General features: G+C 49.4%; 17 protein-coding genes and 1 pseudogene. 5 read left to right on the top strand and 13 right to left on the bottom strand.

Translation table 11 applies throughout. The features are described from left to right. The first annotated feature begins 25 nt into the window (after positions 1 to 25). A complete protein-coding gene (lsrK, locus tag WDV75_RS01475) occupies positions 26 to 1,618 on the top strand; it encodes an autoinducer-2 kinase (protein WP_273557529.1) in 1,593 nt (530 codons plus the stop codon). A 39-nt stretch (positions 1,619 to 1,657) separates the two neighbouring features. Here the strand turns inward: lsrK and gorA are convergent, their stop codons facing one another. Both gorA and WDV75_RS01465 read right to left on the bottom strand, forming a co-directional pair. Next, on the bottom strand, positions 1,658 to 3,010 hold the full coding sequence (gorA, locus tag WDV75_RS01470; RefSeq protein ID WP_273557528.1) for a glutathione-disulfide reductase: 1,353 nt from the start codon (positions 3,008 to 3,010) through the stop codon (positions 1,658 to 1,660). Between the two features lie 194 nt (positions 3,011 to 3,204). Beyond that, positions 3,205 to 4,047 (bottom strand): 23S rRNA (adenine(2030)-N(6))-methyltransferase RlmJ, encoded by an 843-nt coding sequence (locus tag WDV75_RS01465; RefSeq protein ID WP_273557527.1) that lies wholly within the window; start codon positions 4,045 to 4,047, stop codon positions 3,205 to 3,207. A gap of 620 nt (positions 4,048 to 4,667) precedes the next feature. Between WDV75_RS01465 and WDV75_RS01460 the strand changes: the two genes are divergently transcribed. After that, complete coding sequence (locus tag WDV75_RS01460) at positions 4,668 to 5,027, top strand: DUF1090 family protein (protein WP_273557526.1); 360 nt, start codon at positions 4,668 to 4,670, stop codon at positions 5,025 to 5,027. A gap of 62 nt (positions 5,028 to 5,089) precedes the next feature. On the opposite strand, the gene WDV75_RS01455 is transcribed toward WDV75_RS01460, so the two are convergent. Next, on the bottom strand, positions 5,090 to 5,626 hold the full coding sequence (locus WDV75_RS01455; protein WP_223281671.1) for a hypothetical protein: 537 nt from the start codon (positions 5,624 to 5,626) through the stop codon (positions 5,090 to 5,092). A 730-nt stretch (positions 5,627 to 6,356) separates the two neighbouring features. Between WDV75_RS01455 and WDV75_RS01450 the strand changes: the two genes are divergently transcribed. Next, a complete protein-coding gene (locus WDV75_RS01450) occupies positions 6,357 to 6,479 on the top strand; it encodes a hypothetical protein (RefSeq protein ID WP_273557525.1) in 123 nt (40 codons plus the stop codon). Positions 6,480 to 6,604: 125 nt separating this feature from the next. Here the strand turns inward: WDV75_RS01450 and WDV75_RS01445 are convergent, their stop codons facing one another. Continuing rightward, positions 6,605 to 7,057, bottom strand: coding sequence for an SUKH-3 domain-containing protein (locus WDV75_RS01445; RefSeq protein ID WP_273557524.1), 453 nt, complete (start codon positions 7,055 to 7,057; stop codon positions 6,605 to 6,607). A gap of 3 nt (positions 7,058 to 7,060) precedes the next feature. Continuing rightward, complete coding sequence (locus WDV75_RS01440) at positions 7,061 to 8,104, bottom strand: RHS repeat domain-containing protein (protein WP_273557562.1); 1,044 nt, start codon at positions 8,102 to 8,104, stop codon at positions 7,061 to 7,063. A gap of 318 nt (positions 8,105 to 8,422) precedes the next feature. On the opposite strand from WDV75_RS01440, the gene WDV75_RS01435 reads away from it, so the two are divergent. Next, positions 8,423 to 8,686, top strand: coding sequence for a SymE family type I addiction module toxin (locus WDV75_RS01435; protein WP_273557523.1), 264 nt, complete (start codon positions 8,423 to 8,425; stop codon positions 8,684 to 8,686). A gap of 60 nt (positions 8,687 to 8,746) precedes the next feature. On the opposite strand, the gene WDV75_RS01430 is transcribed toward WDV75_RS01435, so the two are convergent. The 4 genes and pseudogenes from WDV75_RS01430 to WDV75_RS01415 form a co-directional block, all read right to left on the bottom strand. Then, positions 8,747 to 9,037 carry a hypothetical protein gene (locus WDV75_RS01430; protein WP_273557522.1) on the bottom strand — a complete coding sequence of 97 codons (291 nt, stop codon included), beginning with the start codon at positions 9,035 to 9,037 and terminating at the stop codon, positions 8,747 to 8,749. A 380-nt stretch (positions 9,038 to 9,417) separates the two neighbouring features. Next, positions 9,418 to 9,591: pseudogene (locus WDV75_RS22065) on the bottom strand (RHS repeat-associated core domain-containing protein); the annotation flags it as partial. Next, positions 9,566 to 9,727 (bottom strand): hypothetical protein, encoded by a 162-nt coding sequence (locus WDV75_RS01420; RefSeq protein ID WP_273557520.1) that lies wholly within the window; start codon positions 9,725 to 9,727, stop codon positions 9,566 to 9,568. The pseudogene WDV75_RS22065 and the gene WDV75_RS01420, both read right to left, overlap by 26 nt. A 1-nt stretch (position 9,728) precedes the next feature. Continuing rightward, entirely contained in the window at positions 9,729 to 9,881 is a 153-nt protein-coding gene (locus WDV75_RS01415; protein ID WP_273557519.1) for a hypothetical protein, read from the bottom strand. A 306-nt stretch (positions 9,882 to 10,187) separates the two neighbouring features. Between WDV75_RS01415 and WDV75_RS01410 the strand changes: the two genes are divergently transcribed. After that, positions 10,188 to 10,514 (top strand): SymE family type I addiction module toxin, encoded by a 327-nt coding sequence (locus WDV75_RS01410; RefSeq protein ID WP_273557518.1) that lies wholly within the window; start codon positions 10,188 to 10,190, stop codon positions 10,512 to 10,514. 65 nt (positions 10,515 to 10,579) lie between these two features. Here WDV75_RS01410 and WDV75_RS01405 read toward each other — a convergent pair whose 3' ends face one another. The 4 genes from WDV75_RS01405 to WDV75_RS01390 form a co-directional block, all read right to left on the bottom strand. Beyond that, positions 10,580 to 11,050, bottom strand: a complete 471-nt coding sequence (locus WDV75_RS01405; RefSeq protein WP_273557517.1) for an SMI1/KNR4 family protein — start codon at positions 11,048 to 11,050, stop codon at positions 10,580 to 10,582. Between the two features lie 13 nt (positions 11,051 to 11,063). Beyond that, a complete protein-coding gene (locus WDV75_RS01400) occupies positions 11,064 to 15,419 on the bottom strand; it encodes an HNH/ENDO VII family nuclease (protein WP_420497488.1) in 4,356 nt (1,451 codons plus the stop codon). A gap of 12 nt (positions 15,420 to 15,431) precedes the next feature. Further along, the gene (locus WDV75_RS01395; protein WP_273557515.1) at positions 15,432 to 15,851 is read right to left on the bottom strand and encodes a DUF1795 domain-containing protein; all 420 of its coding nucleotides are present in this window, start codon (positions 15,849 to 15,851) and stop codon (positions 15,432 to 15,434) included. A gap of 95 nt (positions 15,852 to 15,946) precedes the next feature. After that, positions 15,947 to 17,995, bottom strand: coding sequence for a type VI secretion system tip protein VgrG (locus WDV75_RS01390; protein ID WP_273557514.1), 2,049 nt, complete (start codon positions 17,993 to 17,995; stop codon positions 15,947 to 15,949). Positions 17,996 to 18,001 lie beyond the last annotated feature (6 nt).

Genomic DNA, 18,001 nt, shown 5'->3' with positions numbered 1-18,001 from the left:
GATAACAACAGACGAGGATAGTATCATGAATCAACGCGCTCATGCTCACCCATCAAGGAAGTATTTGATGGCGCTTGATGCAGGAACTGGCAGTATCCGTGCAGTTATATTTGATCTCGAAGGGAATCAGGTTGCCGTTGGACAAGCTGAATGGATACACCATCCCGTACCGAATGTTGCGGGTTCAATGGAATTTGATCTGAAAAATAACTGGCAACTGGCCTGCCAATGTATTCAACAGGCGCTGCAAAAGGCGGAACTGCCTGCCAATGCGATTCAAGGCGTTGCTGCCTGTTCAATGCGGGAAGGTATTGTCCTTTATAATCGTGACGGCGATCCTATCTGGGCGTGTGCCAACGTAGATGCCCGCTCCAGTCATGAAGTCAGCGAACTGAAAGCGCTTTACAATAATACCTTTGAATATGACGTCTACCGCTATTCCGGCCAAACATTGGCATTAGGAGCCATGCCACGCCTGCTTTGGCTTGCTCATCACCGCCCTGATATCTATCAACAAGCCAGTACCTTAACCATGATCAGCGATTGGCTGGCTTATATGCTAAGTGGCGAACTGGCGGTTGATCCTTCTAACGCGGGCACAACGGGAATGCTGGATTTAGCCAGCCGCGATTGGCGCCCAAGCCTGTTGAAAATGGCAGGATTGCGTGCTGATATCCTCTCTCCTGTCAAAGAAACAGGCACCTTGCTCGGCTATATTACGGAAAAAGCCGCAGCAGAATGCGGCCTGAACAGTGGCACTCCCGTGATTATGGGCGGTGGCGATGTGCAACTCGGCTGTCTTGGCATTGGTGTCGTCAAACCCGCCCAAACTGCGGTACTCGGCGGAACATTCTGGCAGCAAGTCGTCAACCTGCCTGAACCCATCACCGATCCAAACATGAATATCCGCATCAATCCGCACGTTATCCCCGGCATGGCACAGGCAGAATCCATCAGTTTCTTCACCGGCCTCACCATGCGTTGGTTCCGCGACGCTTTTTGCGCAGAAGAAAAACTGCTGGCGGAACGACTGGGCGTTGATGCCTACAATCTGCTGGAAGATATGGCGGCACGAGTTCCTGCCGGTGCCTATGGTGTCATGCCAATTTTCTCCGATGTTATGCGCTTTAAATCGTGGTATCACGCTGCCCCATCTTTCCTTAATCTCTCGATTGATCCGGAAAAATGCAACAAAGCAACACTATTCCGGGCATTGGAAGAAAACGCCGCTATCGTCTCGGCGTGTAATCTCGATATGGTTTCGACCTTCTCTGGTGTCCAGGCAGAATCGCTGGTCTTCGCAGGCGGTGGCTCAAAAGGCAAACTCTGGAGCCAAATTCTGTCTGACGTTACGGGACTGCCTGTCCGCGTGCCTGTGGTAAAAGAAGCAACAGCATTGGGTTGTGCTATTGCGGCAGGGGTTGGTGTTGGATTGTATGATTCCATGCCCGCAACAGGAGAAAGATTGGTACGTTGGGAGCGGGAATATCAACCGAATTTAAGCCACCGTGAAATTTACCAAAAAGCGAAAAAAGACTGGCAGGCGGTATATGCAGACCAACTGCATCTGGTGGATGATGGGCTGACGACGTCATTGTGGAAGGCACCGGGGCTGTAATTTTTGATTGGCCTCGAATTGTGAGGCCAATCAAATCTCTCACCTCATAGTCACAAACTCTTCCGCCGCCGTCGGATGGATAGCAACCGTATTATCAAAATCCTTCTTCGTTGCTCCCATTTTCAGCGCAACCGCAAAACCTTGCAGTATTTCATCCATTCCAAAGCCAATACCGTGAATACCAACTATCTTCTCATTGGCTCCTACACAAACCAACTTCATACGGCATGGCTGACGGTGCTGCGTCACTGCGGTGTACATTGCGGTGAATGACGATGTATAAACCTTAATCTGATCTTCGCCATACTGAGCCTTTGCCTGTGGTTCCGTCAAACCTACCGTGCCAATTGGCGGATGGCTAAATACCACTGTAGGTATATTGGTGTAATCCAGATGTTCATCAGGTTTGTTATTAAACAGACGCTCTGACAAACGACGCCCTGCTGCTACCGCAACGGGTGTCAATTCCACCGCGCCCGTGTTATCACCCACTGCATAAATACCGTTAACATTGGTATTCTGATACTTATCGACCTGGATATAGCCTTTTTCATTCAGTTCAACACCTGTTACGGCCAGATTCAGCTTATCTGTCATTGGCTCACGCCCAATAGCCCAGATCAGCGTATCAACAACTTGCTCCCGACCATCCTGCAATTTAACAGTCAGACTGCCATCACTATTTTTCATCACAGACTGTAATATTGCTTCTGTATGCAGTATCGGCCCTTCAGTTTTGATGACTTCTAACAGTGTTTCCACAATCATGGGATCAAAAGAACGCAGAGGTGCGTGCTTACGGACAAACAGATGAGTTTCGCTACCCAGTGCATTCAAAACACCCGCGATTTCAACAGCAATATAGCCCGCACCAACCACAGCAACACGCTTCGGCATTTCATTTAGTTCGAAGAAACCATCTGAATCAATACCATATTCAGCACCGGGAATATCTGGACGTACAGGGCGACCACCTGTCGCGATCAGGATATGGTCAGCCGTGATTTTTTCGCCATTAACCTCAACAGTATGTGCATCAACAAAACGGGCGAATCCTTGAATAACATCGACCTTATTGTTATTCAATACGCGTTCATATGACTGATGAATACGATCAATATAAGCAGTACGGCTAGCAATGAGTTTTTTCCAGTCAAAATGATTGACGGTAGTATCAAAACCATAATCGGGACCATATTGATGAATAGATTCCGCAATTTGAGCAGCGTGCCACATCACTTTCTTTGGTACACAGCCCACATTAACACATGTTCCACCTAATGCTTTTGCTTCAACCAGGGCACATTTTTGCCCATACATGGCTGCACGGTTAATAGAAGCAATCCCGCCACTGCCACCACCAATTGCAATATAATCGTAATGTTTACTCATCTTAGGTCACTTCCGTCTAATCAATTAAGTTACTGCTAAAGTTCAGCTTGACGTCATTGTTACAAAAAATTATCACTCACAGTGGACGATTCTAACTCTTATTGCCATAGGCCACGGCTATCAAATGATATCGTGTCACAGTTTATTCAGAGGTCATCAAACTCTTAATAACGACGCCACACTGAACCTTTACCTTATTCAGGGACAATCCACTCTACTGATGTATGTCCTGTGCCTTCAGGAACCAATACCTGATGCAGCCACGGTAACACGACCTTCATCTGCTGTTCTAATTTCCACGGTGGATTAATGACGATCATACCTGATGCCGTCATACCCCGTTGATCACTGTCAGGACGCACACCAAGTTCAATTTGTAAAATCTTACGAATACCCGTGGCTTCCAATCCCTTCACCAAACGTTTAATCTGCTGACGCAGAACAACGGGATACCACAGAGCATAAGTACCAGTAGCAAAGCGCTTATACCCTTCCTGAATACCCTGGACGACATTCAGATAATCCGATTTCAATTCATAAGGCGGATCAATCAGTACAAACCCACGACGGCTTTTTGGTGGTAGTTTTGATTTCAACTGCTGGAAACCATCTTCCCGCAGGACACGAGCACGTCTGTCGCGGGAAAATTCCGTACGTAACAGAGGAAAATCGCTGGGATGCAATTCACTCAGATTAAGCTCATCATGCTCCCGCAATAAGTGGCTGGCAATCAGCGGAGAACCTGGATAATAACGTAAAGTGCCTTGTGGATTCAGCGCTTTCACAGCATCCATATACGCCGCCAATTCTTCGGGGATATCATCACGCTGCCAAATACGGGCAATACCTTCCAGATACTCTCCCGTACGTTCGGCATGTTCTCCACTCAAATGATAGCGACCTGCACCAGAGTGAGTATCCAGATACAGGAAAGGTTTTTCTTTTATTTTAAGCGACTCAATGATCAGGCTTTGTACTACGTGCTTTAACACGTCAGCGTGGTTGCCGGCATGGAAGCTGTGGCGATAACTTAACATTAATTTATTTCCTATTGATTTTTAATAAGTTTTAGTTTCACATAAGGCGAATAAATCATTTTATTACCCCACGAATTACCCCACAAGTCATTGCACAGGCACTAAAACACGACGAAGCATAGTAACAAAGTAAGTGCTGTCATCGCATCTTAAAAAGAGTCAATGTAGTCGAAAAGAGCTGATTTTCTTGCTTGGATAATAAAAACCTCCGATGATTCTTTTTCATCATTAAGAGCAATGTTAATCTGTATGTTGATTGTTTTTATAGCAACCATAATACAACACCCTGATGCATTATATTATATTGTGATTGTTTTTTTGATATTTATGTTACCTATTAGCATTTTAACTTTTATATTTTCAAACTATCACCTCGCAGATTGTAAGCTCATCACCTGCATCAAATTATCTTATTTTAAAATTAAGATAAAAACTCTTTAAATTATAGGAAATCTTTCCAATGGCCTATTTAAAAACCTCAATCACTACTCCGTGCGCCGAGGGGGTAAGGAATACTCCTATCATTTTGAAACGCTATTTAGGGAGGAAGTTTTCAGGATCAAAGCAAGATCAGCATATAAAATTTCAGATAAGTAACCTCAAAATCTTAGGAATAATTCATGATATCGAAAACAGTGATCTTATCTGTATTGATCGTTTTCAATATGAGTGTTGCCTATGCAAACCGAGGGAAAACGGGATGTGAAATTAAGAAAAAAACGTTGGAAAAACAGCTCCAGTATGCTCAAGCAGATAACGATAAGCGTCTGATAAAAGGATTAACTCGCACGTTAGAAAACATAAAGACGGCATGTGCTCTGGAAGAACTTTTGCAAAAACAAAACGATCAGCCAGAAACAGGGAAAGACAACGCGAAAAATAGTACAACCAGGGATTCAGCTAACAAGAACCGTTCACCGCCATTGAAACAGCCAAGTCGCAAAAATCAATCTCGCCCCCCTTCTAAAAGCAAAAAATAGACATAAAAAAGTGCAGGCCATGTACAAAACATGGCCTGTATTTATTTTTTCATCTAATGGATTTATAGCTCTCTCCCTTTAACTTGCTGGGCATTAGAAGGGAAGATATTGTAATAAATTTTATCACTCATCAGTGGTTCATTTTCAATTTTCACTGAAAGAATGGAATTATCTTTAGAAATAGCGTAATGACTAAAATAATTTCCTTTTCTTTCATAAGGATAGTGAAAATTAGGCTTAATGAATTTTTTCATATAAGACTCATGTGGTGGATGATATTCATCTGAATAAACCACCTTCTGATCTCTGACAAAAATAATTTTATAAAAAAGGCTGGTTTCATCATTAAACTTTGCCCCGATAATTTTTTCAATATCCTCCGGTGCGATACCTTTGTCGATGATATACATTTTATCCCAGTCAAAAGGAATAATTTTATTCATATCAATCAAACAGGTTGTATTTCTCTGGCAATGCTTATCGGCGTAAGCAATAATCCCTAATCTGCTGTTTTCGAAAGACAAAAATAAAATAGCAATTCCCAGGATTAACGAAAAAATAATCATATTACTTTTGTTGACACCACGGAAAAACATCATTCCCCCCTTCATAATCAAATTTGATATGAGAAAACGGTCTTGGAATATTAACCTTTAAAATCAAGTAATTGATATTATTCCTTCTGAACTTTACAACTTCATTTTTATCGCAACATCGTGCATCACGGCACTGATAAATCCAGGCAAAAACACGCCATTCTGCCTTTCCAACAACAGTCTGATATTTTTAGAATTATGAGGATAAATCTTGAATTGTGGAGACAATTCAACATCACTTATTACTTACAAGCGATTGTTATACAATTGCTATTTGGTATCTTGAGTATGGTTTACAAGATAAAAATAGATGCTTACTCCGAATATTTAGCATCAAGAGAGCTATACAGGGACACTCTGGATGACTAAAAAGTAATGTAATTGTACCCGCGTTTTTTTTGATTTCAAATAGAAAAACATGGTAAGCAAATAATAAACCAGACAAATAGTTGCTAACGTGATTTTATGATAGTTTTAGGACGATCACGTGTGTCTGATTTGTTACATTAAGAAATAATCAGAAAAAGAAAGGAAATACTGGCAACTTATACATATCAGTATGCTTTTACATTCACATACCTTACATACCCTGTGGCAAAAAGCAGATAGCTAATCGCGCTATTAAAAGTGGCTTATCTTTAAATTTTCTAATTCCATCATTGCCATCAACATAATTACACCAAAATGATAAAGTCGTCTCTCTTTCATCTTCAAGATCATGGACGGCTGTCTGGTGCTGATTCCTGATACTGACGACACCCGTACCATTAAACAACAGTACCAGCGCCAGCAAGATCAGCTCAGTGAGATCAAACTGAAAATGCGGGAACTACTTGGGGACTATAAAAGCAACTAAGGGCAGGGATTAAGCAGCTCTTAAAAACAGAAGAAAGCCGGAAGAGCATGGGATCTTTCCAGCCTTTTAATAATATAAACATGAATAACTTTAATTTTAAAATTAAGCCATATCAGAGCAATCTATTATTCTAATTGAGTAAAGTCATGATCAAAAAATAAATTTTGCAGTGCCAATTCTATATCATTTCCTATTAAGCAAAAATAATCATCATATCCACCATAAATACCACCTGATTCAGATAGGAAAAATGTCATATGTTCAGAAAAGCCTATACCTATTGGACATAATCTATTTTTAATTATGCTTTCATAGTGTTCTACCCATAATGGATCTAGCCAATTTGCTGGCTTCGTCGGAGTAAAATCACTTACATCTATATCTGTTGGATCCGCATAAGCTTCATGTTCAACCTTTATCCCTCCCAAATTATGAAAAAATTTCAGAGCATTATTATGAACGTAATAACCTTTTTCCTTTAGCACAGATAAATATTTATCAATATTTATTGACCTATTAGGAAACCACCCATTTATAAGTAATGTTTCCTTTATTGCATTATTAAATGAATAACACATATTTTATCCTGTTAATACTTTGATACCCAAACGGTTGAATGTATATTGGCAGTTTTTACATTTTGGAAATGCACTTCCATCACCAGTTCGCACTGTTGCCATTTCTAAGTCATGAAGAGAAGAACCACCTTTTATGGCCTTATTAACTGCATCAATTTCACCACAGTTATTTACTGACCAAGGTTCTAAACTTTTAGAAGGCATTTCAACACCAAGTCTTGCTGAGATTTTTTGAGGTTTAATGCCACTAAAACCATAGAATACATCACCTGTTCTGGTATTTTTAACAACCGTTGTAGCTGTTGGTCTCCTAATTCCATTAGCTTTACTGTATTCCCTGACTTCTTTGGCTTTTCTTTGAGCTAATTCAAATGCATTAAAGCTTGATAAGCCAAATGGATCAACCCAGCTTGTTGGGTTTTTAACATAAGAATAAGGATTAAGACCACCATTTAATCCCAGAGGATCGGGCGTCAGGTACATACTTGCAACAGGCGAAAAATACCTGAACCGATTGTAGACCAGCCCGCTCTCCTCATCCAGCCACTGACCGGCAAATTTTAGCCCCGGATTCAGTGCCGCATTTTCACCGGAAAAATCAAGCTGTAGCCCATACAGACTTTGCTTTGGCTGGCGCCAAACCCGATGACCGGCTTCATCGAACAAGGCCAGCGGTTCCCCTGTTGGGGCACACACCGCATACTGCGTCTGGATTTTTCCGGCCAGCAATTCATGGCGGTTTTCCGGATTCGGAGTAAAAAACTGTACCTGCTGCGCCAGTAACTGCCAGCCGTCGAACACCAGATGGCGGATACAGTGCAACCGGTTATGCCGGTACTCCCGAATTTCCGTCGGCACATCCCCATCCCACAGATAAGTCGTGCGCTCGCCCGATGAGTCACACACTTTTTCGGTGCGTCGCCCGAAAGCATCGTAGCGATAGGCCCACTGCTGGCCGCCCGGGGTCTGCACGCCAATCAACTGGTTCTGGCTGTTCCAGCGGAACTTGGTCAGTTGCGGGCGGTGGCCTTCCTGCCAGAGCTGCATGGCGGTCATCCGACCAGCTTCATCATATTCAAACAGGTGTTGACCGACTTGGCGTAACCGATGGCCTTGCTGGTAAAGCCGCTCTCCGTCAATGTCGTGCAAACCATCAAAACGGCGGGCGGGGTAACCGCAGGCATCGTACTGATAATGTTCCCGCAACCGCTCTCCGTCACTGACTGAGGTGACCTGCCCGTTACCGTTCACCACATAGCGCAGCCACTGCCGCTCATCATTGGCCGCCACCAGATTGAGCGCCGCATCGTAACGGTATTCCCTGTCCAGCCCCGCCAACGTGAGCGGCGGAATATCAGCTACCTCGTGGGCCTCAAAAAACGCCGTATTGCGCCCGATGATAAGGCCAACGCCCCGCCTGCGATCCATCTCAAGGGGCAGTGGCTTAAGCAGGCCGGATTTGATATTGGCGGCACACTCACCGTTAAAATTATGGATGGCTGCATTGTGCTGATCCCTGACAGCGACGACACCCGCACCATCAGGCAACAGTACCAGCGCCAGCAGGATCAGCTCAGTGAAATTAAGCTTAGGATGCGGGAGTTGATAGAGGATTATCAGGCAGGATAAAATAGGGTAATTAATTGTCCGGCCAGTTAATTAGCCGGACAATTATAATTTAATTAAACATTATTTATTATGTATAACAGATGTATATTCTGGTGATGTATCGCTTAAATTCTCTAATAAGTCTTTCTCTTCGTCTCGCCACCAATATTCTTGATATTTTTCTGGTTTTTTAAATTCATATATAGATATAACACCAAGCAAGCCGCAAGGAGAATCTGCCATGAAATCCCAACCATCTTTCTCGGCACAATACATATCTAGTTTCTTGTTATACCATATATTATATCCTTTCTTATCTAAAATATTAAATACGGTATTTGTTACACTGGAATACTCTGATAATGCTGGCATATTTTCTCCTACTTTATAAGTTCAATAGCCTTATGGGGGATTTCACCTTTAAATAAACCTTCCACTGCTCTTTTGGCATCTTTTCTATTTTGTAGTGAACCTTGTGAATTAACTGTTTGCATAACATTTTTATGAGGAATATATGTTGCTCCATTTTGGGTCGCTTTTTTAACATCAATACGCACTAATCCACTGCCAGAAGAAAATCTTTCAGTTGCGTCCCGCACTTCAGCAACCGAAACAAACCCTGTAGGTTTTCCATCAACATGAGCGGCGATTGATCCCCCTGTTCCTTTAGGCTGTATGCTTAATCCTGCATCGAATCTAATTCGATCTTCAACGCTTAATTCTCGGTAAACATACTGACATTTTTTAGAATTTAGACCTAGTGGATCGATCCAATTTGTAGGATTAGGCACGTAAGCATACGAATTTACGCCTCCAGCTAACCCAATCGGATCCGGCGTCAGATACTGTCCCGCCACCGGCAAATAATACCTGAACCGATTGTAGACTAACCCGCTCTCGTCATCCAGCCACTGGCCGGCAAAGAGCCATCATCTCCGAGGCAGTCATACCCGTAGGGCAGCGCCAGCCCGCGCAGGGCAAGGCTTCCGAAGCAGCCGATTGAGTCGGTTTTGCCCCGATCACTTTTTTACCCCCGACGCACCTTTTGGGATTGTTTGCCACGCTACCGCCGCAAGCTGTTGTGCAGTATAGCTTCCGGTTTGCCTTTTGATGCGCTGAGCAACCTGATTTTGTGCGGTTTTTCATTTTCGGCAACGGGCGAACGCTGCCCGGCTTGCCGGGCGGCGGGCGGCCGTTCTGCGGGGGCGGGCGGCACAGAGCCCGCAAGCGGCGCCCTGCGACGCTCTGGATCACCGGCGTTTCAAATTGAGCACGGCTTTGCATGACCGCTTTATTCAAGGGAAGCCCCCTGCGGGGGGCTGCATGGGGCGAAGATGGCGAGCACGGTAACGAGCGAGGAGCGCAGCGACTGCGAGCCGGGCGCAGCCAGTGCAGCGGGGTTGGGGCGGGGGAGGTCACTTAGCGGAGGCCGCAGGCCGACCTGCCTACAGGGTTGTTGGCCTGAGCAACACAAGGCAGCTAAAGAAGACTCGGTCTTAGCCGAACGGGGGCACACGGTGTTTTGGTTTGGCGGGGTTTTGGTAGGTATTCTAAGCAAAACCGCGCGGTAAATAAAGCCGCCAAAACAGAACGTTATTACACCGTGGGATACGTGCCGCAAAATGACAAGGCCAATGCCCCGCCTGCGATCCACCTGAAAGGCCAATGGCTTAAGCAGGTTGGGTTTGAGATTGGTGGCACTCTCACCGTCAAGATTATGGACGGCTGTCTGGTGCTTATTCCTGACAGCGACGACACCCGCACCATTAAGCAACAGTACCAGCAAGACCAGCTCAGTGAGATTAAGCTACGGATGCGGGAGCTAATTGGGGATTATCAGGCGGAATAAAAGATTTTATTTCAAAAAAACAAGCCAGATTTTTCTGGCTTGTTGCTTATTAATATAAATAGCGATTATAAATCCTCTATAGCTTCTCTTATTTCTGTTAAAAGAAACTCAGCATAGCTATCTGCAATGATATTTTTGACACCATCTCTTTTGAAAGATAATTCAGTTTCGACAATAACAGCCTCTCCTGTCTTTCCTATAGTATTAGTATCAATAGAATAAGAAGGTCCATATCCTGATGATTTTATTTTAATCATCCCTTCATCTATATCACCTGCATCTCTAGCCTGCTTTGTAACATACAGAACACATGGGGCTTGATCTCCATTTATACCTTTTTTAGTTACTCCGTAATAATTATCCCCGCCAAAAGCAAGCGTTCCATATTTCTGTAAGAAAATTTTATATGACTCAGGAAAGGTAACACCAAGTAATGACTCAAACTTACTAATGGTATCTATATCAGCTCCGCCACTAGAAAGAATTTCTTCCCCGCTTGCTATCATTTCCTTTTCAATTAAATCTATATAACTCATCGCTTCCTTCCTCTTAAGGAATTAAAAAGTCCAACGCTCTTGCTTTCCAATATTTTTTCTTCCAGCGGTTAAATGGACGCCTGTTCATTGATGGTGGTGCACTATTATATCTACGCCTTACGCCATCAGGGCCAACCCACGTTTTATCCCACTGATTAGAGAACATATGCAACTTACGATCATGCTTACTATGAGTACTACTCAAAATTTCAGCCATTGGACCGGGTTCATCTTGAGTGACGTGATGGAGGTTTACTTCTAATCCGTCTTTACCGATGGGCGCCTGCCCTTTCTTCATTCGTTGAATATTTGTTCTTCCATATTCATCAATATGATGCGGGTCAAATAAATCATTTCGCTGATAAACTTTTCTTCCAACGACATTTTTAGCCGTCCAACATCCAGCCAGCCCTAGTGGATCGATCCAAATCGTCGGATTTCCAACGTAAGCATACGGATTCTCCCCTCCGGCTAAACCGATAGGGTCGGGTGTCAGATACTGCCCTGCCACCGGCGAGTAATACCTGAACCGATTGTAGACTAACCCGCTCTCGTCATCCAGCCACTGACCGGCAAATTGTAAGCCCGGATTCAGTGCCGCATTTTCACCGGAAAAATCAAGCTGTAGCCCATACAGACTTTGCTTTGGCTGGCGCCAAACCCGATGACCGGCTTCATCGAACAAGGCCAGCGGTTCCCCTGTTGGGGCACACACCGCATACTGCGTCTGGATTTTTCCGGCCAGCAATTCATGGCGGTTTTCCGGATTCGGGGTGAAAAACTGCACCTGCTGCGCCAGTAACTGCCAGCCGTCGAACACCAGATGGCGGATACAGTGCAACCGGTTATGCCGGTACTCCCGAATTTCCGTCGGCACATCCCCATCCCACAGATAAGTCGTGCGCTCGCCCGATGAGTCACACACTTTTTCGGTGCGTCGCCCGAAAGCATCGTAGCGATAGGCCCACTGCTGGCCGCCCGGGGTCTGCACCCCAATCAACTGGTTCTGGCTGTTCCAGCGGAACTTGGTCAGTTGCGGGCGGTGGCCTTCCTGCCAAAGCTGCATGGCCGTCATCCGACCAGCTTCATCATATTCAAACAGGTGTTGACCGACTTGGCGTAGCCGGTGGCCTTGTTGGTAGAGCCGCTCCCCGTCAATGTCGTGCAAACCATCAAAACGGCGGGCAGGGTAACCGCAGGCATCGTACTGATAATGTTCCCGCAACCGCTCGCCGTCACTGACTGAGGTGACCTGCCCGTTACCGTTCACCACATAGCGCAGCCACTGCCGCTCATCATTGGCCGCCACCAGATTGAGCGCCGCATCGTAACGGTATTCCCTGTCCAGCCCCGCCAACGTGGGCGACGGAATATCAGCTACCTCGTGGGCCTCAAAAAACGCCGTATTGCGCCCGGCACGCTGCGCGGTCAGTTGCCCCATCAGGGCATGTTCCTGACGCAGGATAAACCCTTTATCCGACTGGCGATGCCACTCGTGCCCGTCTTCATCCCGTTCTATACGGAGAACATGTTCCCCCTTCAGGCGGACCTGTTTCAGTTCCCCGACCGCATTCGTTTCAACGGTGACCGACCAGTGCGGCCCGTCCACCGGATGATAGGTGCTTTCGACGCGCGCACTGTCCGGGTAAGCACGCCGGATTTCACCGTGGGGCTGCGTTTCTTTCACGATGCGGTCTTTCTCATCGTATTCAAACGTCAGCGGTGCGCTGTCAGGTGCCGTGACAGCCAGTAAACGCCCCAGTATATCGTATTGGTAGGCCGTGGTGCCTTCCGGGGTGTGCATCGCCGTCAGGCGGCCGGCCGCATCGTACTCAAAGCGCGTGATATTCCCCAGCGCATCCCGTTTTTCCCTGCAGTTGCCGTTACCGTCATAGGCATAGCGCCATTGCGTGCCGGCATAGTCGGTTTCGGTAACCACCCGCCCGTCCGCATCCAGCGTATAGCGGTAACTTTCCCCTTGCGGATTGATGACCTCAAGCAGTTGCAGGCTGTCCGGGTCATAACGATACTGCCAGCGATGGCCTTCCCCATCCACCCGCGCCACCGGTAAGTCAAACGGCCCGTATTCGATATGCCATGACACGCCGCGCGCATCCGTCCATTCGGTCAGGTTACCGTGCCGGTCATGACGAAAACGCTCCAGGCTGTTGTTCGGCCGATCGCTGAGCGCCACCCGATGATGGCGATCGTATTCCCACCGCCATAAGGCCCCGCCTCCCGAGGCCAGCCGCTGCAACCGGTCATGGCTGTCGTAACCCAATCGCAGGCTGCGGTGCTCTTCATCAAACAGTCTGCTCAGGCGATGATGGCGGTCATATTCCCAGGTGCGTTTATGCCCTTCATCCTCTTCCGCCGCGATAACCAGGCCAAATTCATTACGCGTCAGCGTGGTTTTGCGGCCATCGGGGGCAATAAAGCAGACCGCATTGCCCCTGTCATCGTATTGCTGCCACCAGACCCGCCCAAGCGGATCGGTCATGCTGATCAGCCGGTCAGCCTCATCGTAGTGGTATTGCCAGGTTGCGCCGGTCGCATCCGTCAAGGCGGTGACCAGCCCGCTATCCGCCAGATAATCTAACGTCAGGGTGTGTCCTTCCGGTAAAATCTGCTGGCGCAGGTTGCCCCATTCATCGTATTGATAACGCGTGACATGACCACACGGAGTTTCGACCTGGGTGACCTGTTGTTGGTCAGTGTAATGCCAGGTGGTGGTGTGACCTTGTGGCGTGGTGGAACGGGTGATGCCCGGCTCATAGGTCAGTTGCACCGGATAGAACCCGCCGCTGCCCACACTGTGAATACAACGGCCCTGCGTATCATAGGTATAATCGACCGCCGTCTGGTCGCCATCCGACCAGCGACTGATCAGTCCCTGATCGTTGTATTCATAAAACAGATGAAAATGCTGGGTACTGTCGGCCTCAGCCAGCCGGCAATCGGCGTGATAATCATAATGCGCCATCACGGCATCCAGACCGTTATCCGTGCGGCGAATATCGGTTAGCCGGCCATCTTCACGGTAGTACAACCGCAGTGCCGGCCCATCGCTGTGGGTGACTGTTTCCAGTTGATGGGTGTCGTTATAGTGAAAACGCACGGCATTGCCATTGCGATCACGGTGTTCCGTGAGTAACCAGCGTTGTTCCGTCTTCGCTTCGGTGCGGGCTAACCGGGTGAAGTATTTACGCACCGGATGATTGCGCTCGCTCAGGACAAAGCCCTGTTTTTGCCGGCTCAGCGTAAATTCCGGGTGCTCCGGATTGATACTGTGGTCCACGCTGGCGGGCAGCGCAAAATGCAGGGCAGCCCCTTCGGGGGTCAGGATTTCTATCCGGTCGCCTGTCACCAGCACGCATTCCGAGAAATTATCGAACCAGTTCTCCCCCAGCAGGCCCCACTGCCCCGGCGACCAGCTGCGGGTAAAGTGCAGCGGTAGCGTTTGCCCCAGTTCAAACTCGGTGCGCTGGTCAAACAGGCTGCCGGTGGTCACGTCTATCGGGTCGCCTGTGAAGAATTTTTTGGCGGCCTGCGTGAAACGTTTAACCCCTTTATGGGTGGTAAACGCGGTTTTGACACAAATCAGCCGGCCCTTCAGGGCAGGGCCCACTTTTTTAGCCCCCAGTTTTGCGCCCGTCAGCACCGCCTGCCGGCCAGTTTGGGTCAGCAGCTTACCCAGCCCTTTGCCCATGCCCCGCGTTGGCGGCACTAAAAATTCCACCGCCACCAGTAACGCCCGTTGCCAGCCAGAAAATTCTTCCGCGATGTCCAGATAGGTGCCCTGACCGCTGCCGATAAAGACTTTACTGGCGCCACTCTTGATGGTCGCGCCACAGGCCAGCTTGTCACCCTGACGAGCCGCCGGCTGACCATTGATAAAGACGGATTCACTGCCCTGGGCGATCAGCGGGGGCGGATGTTTGCTGCAGGCGGCTAAATCCACGGTGGTCCGGGCCGCCGGCTGACCCTCAATGATAACATTCGGTGAACCCTGGCTGATTGCGCCATCCGGTGGCCCGATGCTGTCTATCATATTGGTGACCGCCGCACTGACATCGCTGATAAACCCGCCCAGTGCCATCGTCCCCGCCGTGCCGAGTGCCAGTACCGCCGCGGTAGCCAGCCCGCCAGTCCCGACAATCACGGCAGACGCGGCGGCAAACACGGCCGCCCCAATCAAGGCCCCGACGACAACCCCCGCCAGCGCCCCCAGAAAACTCGAATGCTGAATAATATCGCCCTCACGCGCCGCCGCCGGGCCGCGGGGCGGTGACGGTGGCATGACCCTGCCTGTCGCGTGGGTGGCCCCCACACGGGCAATCCGTGTGACAATATCGTCACCCAGTCCCATGATGACCTCCTGTCACGCCGCCTGAAAACTGGTGATAACCGCCAGTAACGCGGTTCGCTGCCCGTCCTCAAACGGTTGCGGTGACGTCAGGTTAAACGCCAGCAACTGGCTGCCCCGGATTTGCAGCACCACCGTCTGGTGCATTTCCCCCTCCGGGCTTTGCCACTGGTAATCCAGCCGCCACGCGGTGTCACCGCTGAGTTCTATTTGCTGCCGCTGATGCTCCTGATACCCCGGCAGGTGGGTGACAAACTGTGCCAGTGTCTGTTCATAATACGCCTGACTGTCGGCGCCTGCCGGCACCGGAGTGCGGTTAATCACCAGATTGACACCGCTGTCATCCGGTAGCACAAACACGTGCATCGATTCATCACGCCAGCCGGCAGGAAGAGTCAGGGTGCCTTCGTTCATTTGGTAGAGGGGTGTGCTCATGATTGTCCTTTTTACTTTTTTTACCTAATTTGCTATTCAATCCGCTGCAAAAATCGGGCGGAGCGGGTTTCAGTCTGTTATTGGCCAGCCCGGCATCAGTTCAGGGTGATCACTTTCTGGCCGTTGATAATCACGGTGTCGCCGGTAATGTGGATATTGCCGTCCTTGTCGATCGAAATGCTGCCTTTGCCATTGCCGATATAGATACCGTCTTCGGTAGACTGAAGCGTGATGGCCCCTTTGGCACTGAGCACACTGGTTTTTTCCACGGTGACCTGCCGGGTCCCGATGCTGCTCACTTCCAGGCCAACGACTTCTTTATGCCGGTCAGCCCGCACGCTGAGCACCTGATTGTGTCCGACACTTTCGGTATGGTCGTGCATCACGCGGGTACTGCGGTCATTCAGTACGGTGGTCTCCATGTCCCGCTGCGCATGCAATGCCAGCCGCTCGCTGCCTTTCGCGTCTTCGAACAGCAACTCGTTATAGCCCTCGCCTTTGTGGGTTTTGGAGCGGAAGGCCATCTGGGTTTTGCTGCCCGGCAGCCCGCCCGGCGGGATATTGCTGGCATGGTAGGTGCGGCCAGTAACAATCGGTTGATCCGGATCACCGTGCAGAAAATCCACCACCACTTCCTGACCGATACGCGGGATCGCCAGCATCCCCCAGCCCTGACCGGCCCACGGTTGGGTGACGCGTATCCAGCAGGAACTCTGGTCATCACTCTTGCCGTAGCGATCCCACGGGAACTGCAGGCGCACCCGCCCGTACGCGTCGCAGAAAATCTCTTCGCCGGCCGGCCCCACTACCTTGGCGATTTGCGGGCCGTCTATGACCGGTTTGGGCAGGGGCGTCGGGCGCCAGTGCTGGTTATGGCGGATAAAGTGGAAGTGGCTGTGCAGGGTAGTGCCCGTACCGCTATTGGCGGTTTCCAGCGCCTGGGGCTGGCTGCCGGCATGATGGGCGCTCACCACCTGCCACGGCTGATTCAGCTCGGCGCGCGGGTGGTTGCTCAGGGTGAATAATTTGCCCGGCTGAATGGCCATGGCGTGACCGCTGCCTTGACCGGTCAGGGCGTTGTTACGCAGGGCTTCCAGCCGGTAACGGGTAAAATCTTTCCCGTGTGCCTCATCCTTAAAACGCCCCGGGTAGTCGTAGTGCTCGTAGTAGCTTTCCTGCCATGTTTCTTCTTTCATCTGCGCCCGGAACTCAGCCGGCCAGGCCGGGTTTTTGAAGGTGTAATCTTTCAGTTGCACCTGGGCCGGCCGCACCTGGGCGCGACAGGTCAGGCTGCTGATGGCGGGTTCCCCCACGGTACTTGCGTCCCCCGGCTGATAAGGAAACACCGGGCCCGGCGGCACCGAGCCGGCATCATCGGCAAACACCAGGGTGTTACGCCCGTTGCCACATTCAAAGAAGTAGAAAATCCCCTCTTCCGCCGTCAGCCGTTGCAGGAAGGCAAAATCACTTTCCTGATATTGCACACAGAATTCCCGCGCCGGGTGGGCGTGGCGCAGACTGAACACGACATCGCGGATACCGTGCTCTTTCAACAGCGTGGTGATAATTGTCACAATGTTCAGCTGCTGGAAGATGCGCGAGTTTTGCCGCAGCGTGGTGCGCCACAGGTCAGGCCGAATACCCATCTGGTAGGTGGTCTGGTGCAACCCGGTATTCCCCTGTTCAAAGTGGGCGACCATCCCGGTGATACTGCGGATTTCTACCCCCTCCTGGCTGATGGTCAGGGTGGCGGCGCGGTCGAGTACCGCCGGAAAGTCGATGGCCGGATCGGCACTCGCCAATCCCACGTCCAGCGTGAACGGCTGGGAAAAATGTTCATTCAGGGTAAAATCGGTGACAACAAAGGTTTCCGGCGGCAAGCCGCCCGCCGTCAGGGTAAATTGCAGGCCGCTCGGATTACTGTCCCCCCCGCCAAGCCGCCCCTGGCTGGCTTTTTGCAGCGCGCTGATAGCGGCAGGCTGGCCGCTGGCCGCCCGTTCGGCCAGTCCCGGCCCACCGCTGGTCGCGGCCCCGACCGGCCCCGCAATCCCCGTCGTCGGCAAGACCACGCGGGCGGCGGACGCGCCCTGCTGAAGCCGTGACTGCCCTGGCTGTAGTTTCGTTATGTGCTTTTTCAATGACATCAGAGG

It is taken from the genome of Xenorhabdus griffiniae (assembly GCF_037265215.1).
Classification (GTDB): domain Bacteria; phylum Pseudomonadota; class Gammaproteobacteria; order Enterobacterales; family Enterobacteriaceae; genus Xenorhabdus; species Xenorhabdus griffiniae.
Note: the sequence above shows the minus strand (reverse complement) of the source record. Positions and strands in the feature narration are given on the sequence as shown.

What these genes read in the sequence shown, in the direction of transcription:
- WDV75_RS01430 (WP_273557522.1), bottom strand. Translation starts at nt 9,037, where the DNA reads ATGCCAGCATTATCAGAGTATTCCAGTGTAACAAATACCGTATTTAAT.
- WDV75_RS01465 (WP_273557527.1), bottom strand. Translation starts at nt 4,047, where the DNA reads ATGTTAAGTTATCGCCACAGCTTCCATGCCGGCAACCACGCTGACGTG.
- WDV75_RS01440 (WP_273557562.1), bottom strand. Translation starts at nt 8,104, where the DNA reads ATGCAGCTCTGGCAGGAAGGCCACCGCCCGCAACTGACCAAGTTCCGC.
- lsrK (WP_273557529.1), top strand. Translation starts at nt 26, where the DNA reads ATGAATCAACGCGCTCATGCTCACCCATCAAGGAAGTATTTGATGGCG.
- WDV75_RS01455 (WP_223281671.1), bottom strand. Translation starts at nt 5,626, where the DNA reads ATGATGTTTTTCCGTGGTGTCAACAAAAGTAATATGATTATTTTTTCG.
- WDV75_RS01405 (WP_273557517.1), bottom strand. Translation starts at nt 11,050, where the DNA reads ATGAGTTATATAGATTTAATTGAAAAGGAAATGATAGCAAGCGGGGAA.
- WDV75_RS01395 (WP_273557515.1), bottom strand. Translation starts at nt 15,851, where the DNA reads ATGAGCACACCCCTCTACCAAATGAACGAAGGCACCCTGACTCTTCCT.
- WDV75_RS01460 (WP_273557526.1), top strand. Translation starts at nt 4,668, where the DNA reads ATGATATCGAAAACAGTGATCTTATCTGTATTGATCGTTTTCAATATG.
- WDV75_RS01390 (WP_273557514.1), bottom strand. Translation starts at nt 17,995, where the DNA reads ATGTCATTGAAAAAGCACATAACGAAACTACAGCCAGGGCAGTCACGG.
- gorA (WP_273557528.1), bottom strand. Translation starts at nt 3,010, where the DNA reads ATGAGTAAACATTACGATTATATTGCAATTGGTGGTGGCAGTGGCGGG.
- WDV75_RS01445 (WP_273557524.1), bottom strand. Translation starts at nt 7,057, where the DNA reads ATGTGTTATTCATTTAATAATGCAATAAAGGAAACATTACTTATAAAT.
- WDV75_RS01400 (WP_420497488.1), bottom strand. Translation starts at nt 15,419, where the DNA reads ATGGGACTGGGTGACGATATTGTCACACGGATTGCCCGTGTGGGGGCC.